At 58.1% G+C, this 8,573-nt stretch carries 7 protein-coding genes and 2 pseudogenes; 6 read left to right on the top strand and 3 right to left on the bottom strand.

Going from position 1 to position 8,573, the window contains the following annotated elements; genetic code table 11:
* Positions 1-35: 35 nt before the first annotated feature.
* Positions 36-236 (bottom strand): hypothetical protein, encoded by a 201-nt coding sequence (locus VSS37_RS09460; RefSeq protein ID WP_301014392.1) that lies wholly within the window; start codon positions 234-236, stop codon positions 36-38.
* On the bottom strand, positions 233-670 hold the full coding sequence (locus VSS37_RS09465) for a type II toxin-antitoxin system VapC family toxin (protein WP_324694650.1): 438 nt from the start codon (positions 668-670) through the stop codon (positions 233-235). The genes VSS37_RS09460 and VSS37_RS09465 overlap by 4 nt, the downstream gene beginning before the upstream one ends.
* Before the next feature lie 473 nt (positions 671-1,143).
* Between VSS37_RS09465 and VSS37_RS09470 the strand changes: the two genes are divergently transcribed.
* The 3 genes from VSS37_RS09470 (at position 1,144) to VSS37_RS09480 (ending at position 6,263) form a co-directional block, all read left to right on the top strand.
* A complete protein-coding gene (locus VSS37_RS09470; RefSeq protein WP_324694652.1) occupies positions 1,144-2,031 on the top strand; it encodes a ribose-phosphate diphosphokinase in 888 nt (295 codons plus the stop codon).
* Positions 2,032-2,149: 118 nt separating this feature from the next.
* On the top strand, positions 2,150-4,903 hold the full coding sequence (locus VSS37_RS09475) for a DUF2339 domain-containing protein (RefSeq protein WP_324694654.1): 2,754 nt from the start codon (positions 2,150-2,152) through the stop codon (positions 4,901-4,903).
* Positions 4,893-6,263, top strand: a complete 1,371-nt coding sequence (locus VSS37_RS09480) for a DUF3999 family protein (RefSeq protein ID WP_324694655.1) — start codon at positions 4,893-4,895, stop codon at positions 6,261-6,263. The genes VSS37_RS09475 and VSS37_RS09480 overlap by 11 nt, the downstream gene beginning before the upstream one ends.
* Before the next feature lie 46 nt (positions 6,264-6,309).
* Here VSS37_RS09480 and msrB read toward each other — a convergent pair whose 3' ends face one another.
* Positions 6,310-6,852: a peptide-methionine (R)-S-oxide reductase MsrB gene (gene msrB, locus VSS37_RS09485; RefSeq protein WP_324694657.1), complete on the bottom strand. Its 543-nt coding sequence runs from the start codon at positions 6,850-6,852 to the stop codon at positions 6,310-6,312.
* Positions 6,853-6,978: 126 nt separating this feature from the next.
* Here msrB and VSS37_RS21830 point away from each other — a divergent pair.
* The 3 genes and pseudogenes from VSS37_RS21830 to VSS37_RS09495 form a co-directional block, all read left to right on the top strand.
* Positions 6,979-7,192 (top strand): annotated as a pseudogene (locus VSS37_RS21830) (transposase); the annotation flags it as partial.
* A gap of 65 nt (positions 7,193-7,257) precedes the next feature.
* Positions 7,258-7,485, top strand: a pseudogene (locus tag VSS37_RS21835) (transposase); the annotation flags it as partial.
* Between the two features lie 134 nt (positions 7,486-7,619).
* Positions 7,620-8,540, top strand: a complete 921-nt coding sequence (locus tag VSS37_RS09495) for a DUF6444 domain-containing protein (RefSeq protein WP_324694659.1) — start codon at positions 7,620-7,622, stop codon at positions 8,538-8,540.
* Positions 8,541-8,573 lie beyond the last annotated feature (33 nt).

Raw genomic sequence — 8,573 nt, forward strand, 5'->3', positions numbered from 1 at the left:
GCCATCTGTGGCGCGGTTGATGGTGAGTTAGAACCCTATCCTTTGATGGCAGCAAACAGGCTATCGACGGAATAAGATTGCTGCCACGCTTGGCGGTCTAGTGTGTAGTTGCCGTGGCCTTTGTCGTATTGCTGCATGAAGCGGATTAGCCCGACTACGCCAAGGCTATTGCGCAGGGCTTGGAGTGCTTGCCGCTGGATTTCTTGTTCGGTTTGATAGGTTCTGGTGATGCTCATGGTAATACCTCTTCTAGCCAGGGTAACGGGTTGACTACCTTGAGGAGCAAACCCGGAATCTGTTGTGCTTTTTTGCGGAACTTGTCGTCTGTTGTCAGGAAAACATCCACTTTTCCTAGTGCGCTTGCCAAATGCAAGGCGTCAAATGCCTGCAAGCCTGCGGCTGCGTAGGCATTTGCCTGCTGGCGGATGGCCTCAGTCAGGGGAATGGATTCGACCGATAATTTGCCTATCAGTTGCAGGATATGGCTACGTTGCATATCCGGCGCGTTATTGATTTCAAAAGCCAGCACGTCACTGCTGACCAACGCCCAGGTCCCTTCTTCACATAACGAAAGGATGGTTTTGACCGCCTCGGCTTCCAGATGGATACGCGGGTCGGACTGGTCATCAAATGGCCTATTCAGACAACAGTTGTCAAGATATAGCTTCATGATGGCCAGTATATCAGAGAAAACAACGAACTGAGGTTAATGGTTTCTTAATCCCCCAACCCCTCCAGCAACAACACCAACTCAGCCGCCGACTGATACTGCAAACTTTCATCCTCCGCCAAAGCCAAATCCCGCTCCCCGGCAAGAATGGCTTGCAGCTTGTGCAGGAAGTTTTTGTTGTCCTGTGCTGGATTGGCGGGTACATGCGCAATCAGACGAACGCATCATCAGCGCTTGCGTGTGAAATGAAAATGTGTCGCCCCGACATTTCCAGCCCCTGTATGCAGAAATTGACGGCAGTATTGCAGAGCGCATCTGTCCGTCACCCTGCCGTAAATCCAAACAACAGTAGGGCAGGCGCAACATCAATGTCATAATAAAAATACTTCCGTTGGTAGAAAGCATTGCCGGTCTACCTTGAAATTACGCTATCGCCGCCCGTAACAGCGGCTTTTAAATTGGGACAATAATTAATGATGAACAACACACCCTTGTTACTCACGTTTGCCGATTACCTGCCGCAGGCGCAGCAGTTGGCGGACAGGCTCAACTGGCCGCTGGCCGAGGTGGGCGTCCACCGCTTTCCCGATGGGGAATGCCGTTTGCTGTTGCCCGAATCGCTGCCTGCGCAGGTGATTTTTTGCCGCAGCCTTGACCACCCCAATGGCAAGCTGGTGGAACTGCTGCTGGCGGCGGCGGGCGCGCGCGAACTGGGCGCGCAGACCTTGACGCTGGTCGCGCCTTACCTGTGTTACATGCGCCAGGACAAGGCATTCCACCCTGGCGAAGTGGTCAGCCAGCAGCATATCGGCAAATTGCTGGCGCAGTCGTTCGAGCGGGTGATCACGGTGGATGCGCATTTGCACCGCATTTCCCATTTGTCGGAAGCGGTGCCGCTGGAGCACGCCATCAATCTGACGGCCACCGTGCCAATCGGTGCGTTTCTGGCCGGAAAAGTGGAAAACCCGTTGCTGGTCGGGCCGGACGAGGAGTCGGCGCAATGGGTGGAGGCGATCGCCAGATTGCATCAGTTGGACTGCGTGTGCGCGCGCAAGCAGCGTTTCGGCGACCGGGAGGTGCGCATCACCCTGCCGGAAGGCGATTGGCGCGGGCGCAACGTGGTGCTGGTGGATGATGTCGCCAGCTCCGGGCGCACGCTGGAAGTCGCGGCGCAACTGTTGCAGGCACATCAGCCCGCGTCGATGTCGGTATTGGTGACGCATGCGCTGTTCGTCGAGGATGCGCTGGAGCGCTTGCGCAGCGTCGGGGTTGGGAATGTCTGGAGTTGCGACAGCGTCACGCATGCGAGCAATGGTGTGCCGTTGGCGGGGCTGTTGGCGGAGGCATTGCGGCAAGCCTGACGCCGGGGCAGCAACAGACGTGACGGCAAGTAGCGCCAAGCGCGACAGGTGAAAGCTTCCTTGCCACCCCAGTGAATTTGCGCCAGTATCAAAAATAATAATGGATTGGGGAATTAGTATGCATCCTGCCGCATTCGCTGTCATTGCCGCGCTCATGACAAGCGTCGCCTACCTGGTTACCGGGTATGACGATGAATGGATCAGTATCGTCATGGCGGCTTGCATCGGCTACCTGTGGGGTAAGGCCAACCGCACCGCAAAGGCGCTGGAACAATTGCGCGCCGCCATGGCGAAGGATTGGGAACAGCGTCAGGCAGCCGTCAGCAAGCAGGCCGAAGTGACTGTGCCGCGCCCCGTCGCCGCCATCGAACCGCCACTTGCGCCGCCGCCAGATGAACCATTGCCCATACCCAAGCCAGCGCCGAAGCTGCCGTCGGAAAGGCCACGCAGCATTCCGGAAGAACGCCTTCCACCCGCCCAGCCAGAGCCTGCCTTGCCAGAACCTTCCTTCCTGGAGGATGCCGTCTTTCGCTACATCAAGGCGTATTTCACCGGCGGCAACCTGTTTGTGCGCATTGGCATCCTGGTGCTGTTTCTGGGCGTTTCCTTCCTGTTGAAATATGTATCCGATCAGGGCTTGTTGCCGATTGAATACCGCTTGGCCGGGGTCGCCGCTGGAGCCATTTTCCTGCTGGGGCTGGGCTGGCGTTTGCGGGAGAAAAAAGCGGTTTACGCGCTGCTTTTGCAAGGCGCTGGCATTGGTGTGCTGTATCTGGATGTGTTCGCCGCTTTCAGCCTGTATAGCCTGATGCCGCCACTGCCTGCTTTCGGCTTGCTGTTTGTGGTCAGTATGCTGGCGGCGGCGCTGGCGGTGTTGCAGGATGCGCGTTCATTGGCGGTGCTGGGTTTCAGTGGCGGCTTTCTTGCGCCGATTCTGGCTTCCAGCGGTTCGGGCAATTATATCGGCCTGTTTAGCTATTACGCGGTGCTGAATGTCGCCATTGCGGTGATTGCCTGGTTCAAGACATGGCGGCCGCTGAATCTGCTGGGTTTCGCCTTTACCTTTGTGATTGGGGTTGCGTGGGGGGCGTTTGATTATTCCCCGGAAAAATTCGCTACCACCGAGCCATTCCTGGTGTTTTTCTTCCTGCTGTATGTCGGGATTGCGGTGTTGTATGCGTTGCGCCAGCCGCCGAATCTGAAAGGTTATGTGGATGGCTCCCTGCTGTTTGGGGTGCCGCTGGCAACCGCTGGGCTGCAATACGGCATGGTGCGGGAGATGCCTTACGGGGTGGCGCTGTCCGCTTTCTGCATGGGCGTGTTTTACGTGCTGCTGAGCCGTTTTGTGTGGCAACGCAAGGGCGATGCGCTGCGTCTGCTGGCGGAAGCATTTCTGGCGCTGGGGGTGATTTTTACTTCGCTGGCGATTCCGTTTGCGCTGGCTCCGACTCATACGGCGGCGGCCTGGGCGTTGGAAGGCATGGGGATGCTGTGGCTGGGTACGCGCCAGAACCGCTTGTCAGTGCGGGCTTTCGGAATGCTGCTGCAATTGGGCGCTGCCATGTTCGTCAGTTATTACCTGCTGGAGAATCTGGCGACGGCAGATTTTCGGCATCAATACGTTTTCCTCAATGCCAGTTTTATCAGCACCAGCCTGATGGCGATAGCGGGCGTGGGTTCGGCGTGGTTGCTGCATCAGGATTTCGATGGGCGTAAATCCTGGGAAGTGGCGCTCAGCCCGGCTTTCCTGCTGTGGGGGCTGGGCTGGCTGTACGGCGGCTTTTTCATCGAGTTCACCACGCATCTGGATACGGGCTGGTTGCCCGCGAACCTGCTGCTATTGTCCGCAGCGGTCAGTTTCGGGTTTGGCGTTTGGGCGCTGCGGACACGCTGGACGCATGCCCTGTGGGTGGCGCTGGCCTTGCTGGCGGTCATGTTCCTGCTGGCTTTGCCGGTGCTGGATCAGCCTTCGCAGCACGGTGGGTGGGTGGCGTGGCCGCTGGCCTTTGCCGTGCTTTACAGCCTGTTGTTCCGGCTGGATCAGAACGAAGATTTTGGTATCCGTGAATCGCTGCTTAAGGGCTGGCATAGCGCCGCTTTCCTGCTGCTGGTGGCTTTGTTGACGCTGGATGGGTGGGCGCACCTGCAAACCTTGCTGGGGCGGGATGCATTCCTGGCGGATGTGTGGATGGCGGCGTCAGCGCTGGCGGGTTTGTGGTGGTTGCTGCGGGCGCATCACTGGCCGCTTTCCCGCCATCTGGGCAGTTATCGGCAACAGGCTGGCTCGGTGCTGGCGGCTTATCTGTTGTTGTGGAGTTTGCACGCTATCATTTCTGCGCAGGCTGTCAGCCCGTTGCCGTGGTTGCCGCTGCTGAATCCGCTGGATATTGCCACCGGTATCATTGCCCTGAGCCTGTTCTACTGGTGGCGGGTTAATCGGGATGTTCCGCCTTTGTCGAATTTGCCTGCCGGGCAGTTGCTGATCGGCGTGGCTGGTTTGGGGTTCCTGTGGCTGAATATGACGCTGTTCCGGGTGGCGCATTATGTGTGGGGGATTCCGTTCCAGTTGGAAACCCTGCTGGCGAACAGTTTTGTGCAAACGGCGCTGTCGGTGTTGTGGGCGCTCAGTGGCGTGTTGGTCACCGTACTTGCCAGCCGTAAGCAACAGCGCAAACTGTGGATTGCCGGTGGCGTATTGCTGGGGATTGTGGTGCTTAAACTGTTCCTGGTGGATTTGTCGCAACAGGGCAATCTGGCGCGGATTTTGTCCTTCCTGATTGTGGGCGGGTTGTTGGTGAGCATCGGTTACTTTGCGCCATTGCCCGGCGACAACAAAAACGCAAAAAACGCAGAGGTTCCCCATGAAGCGTAAAACTGGATGGTTGTTGCTCATGCTGCTGGTAGGCAACGCCTGGGCGCAGGGTCTGACACCGCAGGATTTTGCCTTTGGCGCAAACTTTGCCGAAGGGCAGTCTTCGCTGCGGCAGGCGACTTTGCCTGCTGCCGTACTGGCGCATATCCAGCATCCGGACTTTGCCGATGTGCGTGTGTTCAATGCCGATGGCGTCAGCGTGCCGTTTGCAATCCGTAGCCTTGAGCAGGCAAGCCAGCAGCAGGAGGAAAAGCCGCTGCCATTCTTTCCGCTGGAGCCGGATAAAACCGCCAGCCCCGCCGAAATCAAGCTGGAATTGCAGCAGTTTGGCGACGAGCAGCATTTATGGATTGATACCAGCAAGCAAGAAGCGCCGCCCTCCCGCCAGCCAGTAACGCAATACATTATCCGCAACGCTGCGCCGCAGGCTGGTTCCCTATGTCAGCTAAGGCTGGACTGGCGACAATCCGCCGCCAACCGGGTGCTGCCTTTTACGCTGGAAACCAGTCAGGATCTGGATCACTGGGAGACGCTGGCTTCCTTGAGCGTATCGCGTCTGCAACACGCTGGGGCCAGCCTGGAAAACCGGCAGGTCGGGATTCCCTGCACTGATGCCACCTACCTGCGTTTGGGCTGGCAACAGCCGCAGGCCGATGTGGTGCTGACCGAGGTGCAAGGTGTTTACAGCCAGCAGGTGCAGCAAAAGTCCGATTGGTTAACGCTGGATCGGCAGGCCGTTGTCGTGGCGGGGAAGGGTGCTGAATGGCGCTTCGATAATCCGGGCATACTTCCCATCAGCCAGATCCGCCTGAAGCCGCCAGCCAGTGGGCTGATGTATAGCGGTAGTGTGTATTCCCGTGCAGCGCAACAGCCGGGGGAAAAAGAACAGTGGCAATATCGCGGCAGCCTCAGTCAGTATCGGCTCACACTGGATAATACCGAGGTGCGAAGCGCGCCTGATGGCTTGGTGGTTTCACGCGATCCGTTCTGGAAAATCAGCCTGGACAATGCCTCCGCCACGCAGTCTGGCAACCTGCCTGAAATCAGTCTCGGCTGGCAGCCGGACACTGTGTTGTTCCTGGCGCAGGGCAAGCCGCCTTTCACGTTGGCTTATGGCAATCCAGCCATTAGCGAAGGCGCGCAGGGCAATCTGGAGGATGCTGTGCGGGAGCTGCAACGGCGTGGTTTGCAGCCTGAACAAGTCAGTTTGGGTGAAGCGCATCCGCTGGGGGATATTGAGCTACATCCGAACCCTTTTCCCTGGAAATTGCTCGCCATGTGGCTGGTGCTGATTGGCGGTACGCTGCTGATGGCGTATATGGCTTACAACCTGTACCGGCAAATGGATAAGCAAACATGAGCCAGTTCCCAGCGCATCCAGAAAGTATTTAGCTGAAAAATCCTTCTCAGGCAGGTACAAAGCGCAGGGCCACACCATTGATGCAGTGGCGCTTGCCGGTTGGTTGCGGGCCGTCATCAAACACATGCCCTAAATGGCCGCCACAACGTCGGCAATGCACCTCGGTACGCAACATGAATAAAGAGCGGTCTTCCTCGGTGCCCACAGCTTCATCCCGTGCAGCATAAAAACTGGGCCAGCCGGTACCGCTGTCATACTTGGTGCTGGAGTCATACAACGGCAGGTCGCAGGCGGCGCAATGAAACACGCCGGTACGTTTTTCGTGCAGCAGTGGGCTGCTGAAAGGCGTTTCTGTGCCCTGCTCACGCATAATAGAAAACTGTTGCGGCGTCAGCAGTTTGCGCCACTCTTCCAGCGTATGCTGAATCTCAAAGCTTTCCGTCTCAGCGGCCTGCAAGGGCTTCGAATGCAAAACCAGACGGCTGATGCCATAGCCGCTTCCTGCCACCAAACCCAGCGTCAGGGCGTGTTTGAGGAAGTCCCGGCGGGCAGGGGCAAGAGCCTGGGTAAAGTGTTGCTGCTGTTTCATGATCTGCTCACTTTGGCGGTTACTGATATGCGTAATACGCCCCTTGCCCGCCTATGGATGCATTATCTAAGAACCTGCTCATAATCTTTTTGGGTGTTAGACTCAAGGCATTTTTGAGCACCAGCGATGACCGACCGCTACCCCTATCCTAGCGACATCAGCCGGGAACAATTTGAAGCCATCGGTTGCCACCTGGAAAGCTTTCGCCGCCGCACCAAACCGCGCACCCATGACCTGTACGATGTTGTCTGCGGCGTGCTGTATGTCCTGAAGACCGGCAGCCAGTGGCGGGCCTTGCCACATGATTTCCCGCCCCATCACACGGTCCACACCACTTTCCGGCAATGGGCGGCCAAGCCGCATGCCGACCAGCCCAGCCTGCTGGAAACCGTGTTGGATGGCCTAGTGGCCGCCGAACGTGAAGCCGATGGGCGGGCAAAAAAACCACCTTGCTGATCGTGGATGCGCAAAGTGTGAAGGATGCCGACACCGCAGGGGCCAAAGGTTACGACGCGGGCAAGAAAGTGTCCGGCATCAAGCGGCATATCGCCGTGGACACCGGGGGGGTGCCCCATGCCGTGTCCATCACGACAGCGGATGTCAATGACCGGCAGGGTGGCTTGTTGGCCTTGTCTTGCCGGGCGGCCTGCCTCACTGGGGTGAAAAAGGCCCTGGTGGATGGTGGCGTAAGCGTTCACGCCCTCATATTAGGCATAGCAGCGATTTTGTAGTAAATTCCCACATCCCAAGCACGAGCCCTGATTACATTGTTAGCCCCAGCCAATACACTGCCGACCACCCTGGATGAAGCACATCAGTTGATCGTGCGCCAACAGGAACGGATAGCCGAGTTGGAGAAGCAGGCAGCCCGGGTCACGATGCTGGAGCAACAGGTCGAAACGCTGCAAAAGCAGCTCGAAGAACTGATCGCCAAACTGGGCAGCAGCTCGCGCAACAGCTCCAAACCGCCATCCACAGACAGCCCGGAACAACGGGCAGCCCGTCCCAAACGTAAGGGAAGTGGCCGCCCGCAGGGTGGGCAACCCGGCCATCCACGCCACGAACGGGCGTTATATCCCCCCGGACAAGTGACCCGCACCGAACAGTATTTCCCGGAAAGCACCTGCGCCTGTGGTGGGGCAGTGGCGATTGACTGGGACAACCCTTACCGCCATCAGGTGACAGACATCGCCCCACCGCCACCACCGGAGGTGACAGAGCATCAATTTTACCAGGGCGTCTGCCAATCCTGCGGCACCAAACACCACAGCCAGTGGCCGGACTGGGTTCCCAGTGGGCAAATGGGCGCGGGCGTGATCGCCTGGATTGTGGTGCTGGCGGGACAGTTTCGCCTGTCGATGCGCCAAACCCAGCTTCTGTTGTGGGAAGTGTGGCAGGTGCGCTTCAGTACCGGGGCCATCAGCAAGGCGCAAGGCAAAGCCATCCCCTGGATGGGGTCGCTGTACCGTCAGGTCGGTGAGCATGTGCGTGGGCAAGCGGTCTGCCATGCGGATGAAACCCGCCATTACCGTGGCACGGACACCTACTGGTTATGGGCCTTGGCGGACACCACCGTCACATACTTCATGACCCATTACTCACGCGGCAAGGCCGCCGCCGATGCCTTGTTGGGTAGCTTTACCGGTTATCTGGTGACAGACCACTTTAGGGAACCTCTAAAAACCTGAGACCAAACACCCGCAATCCTCACTTGACCAGTG

Source organism: Candidatus Thiothrix phosphatis (genome assembly GCF_035668035.1).
Taxonomy (GTDB): Bacteria; Pseudomonadota; Gammaproteobacteria; order Thiotrichales; family Thiotrichaceae; genus Thiothrix; species Thiothrix phosphatis.

Bases quoted from the DNA above. Each gene is read 5' to 3' on its own strand.
- VSS37_RS09460 (WP_301014392.1), bottom strand. From the start codon at position 236: ATGAGCATCACCAGAACCTATCAAACCGAACAAGAAATCCAGCGGCAA.
- VSS37_RS09475 (WP_324694654.1), top strand. From the start codon at position 2,150: ATGCATCCTGCCGCATTCGCTGTCATTGCCGCGCTCATGACAAGCGTC.
- VSS37_RS09480 (WP_324694655.1), top strand. From the start codon at position 4,893: ATGAAGCGTAAAACTGGATGGTTGTTGCTCATGCTGCTGGTAGGCAAC.
- VSS37_RS09470 (WP_324694652.1), top strand. From the start codon at position 1,144: ATGATGAACAACACACCCTTGTTACTCACGTTTGCCGATTACCTGCCG.
- msrB (WP_324694657.1), bottom strand. From the start codon at position 6,852: ATGAAACAGCAGCAACACTTTACCCAGGCTCTTGCCCCTGCCCGCCGG.
- VSS37_RS09465 (WP_324694650.1), bottom strand. From the start codon at position 670: ATGAAGCTATATCTTGACAACTGTTGTCTGAATAGGCCATTTGATGAC.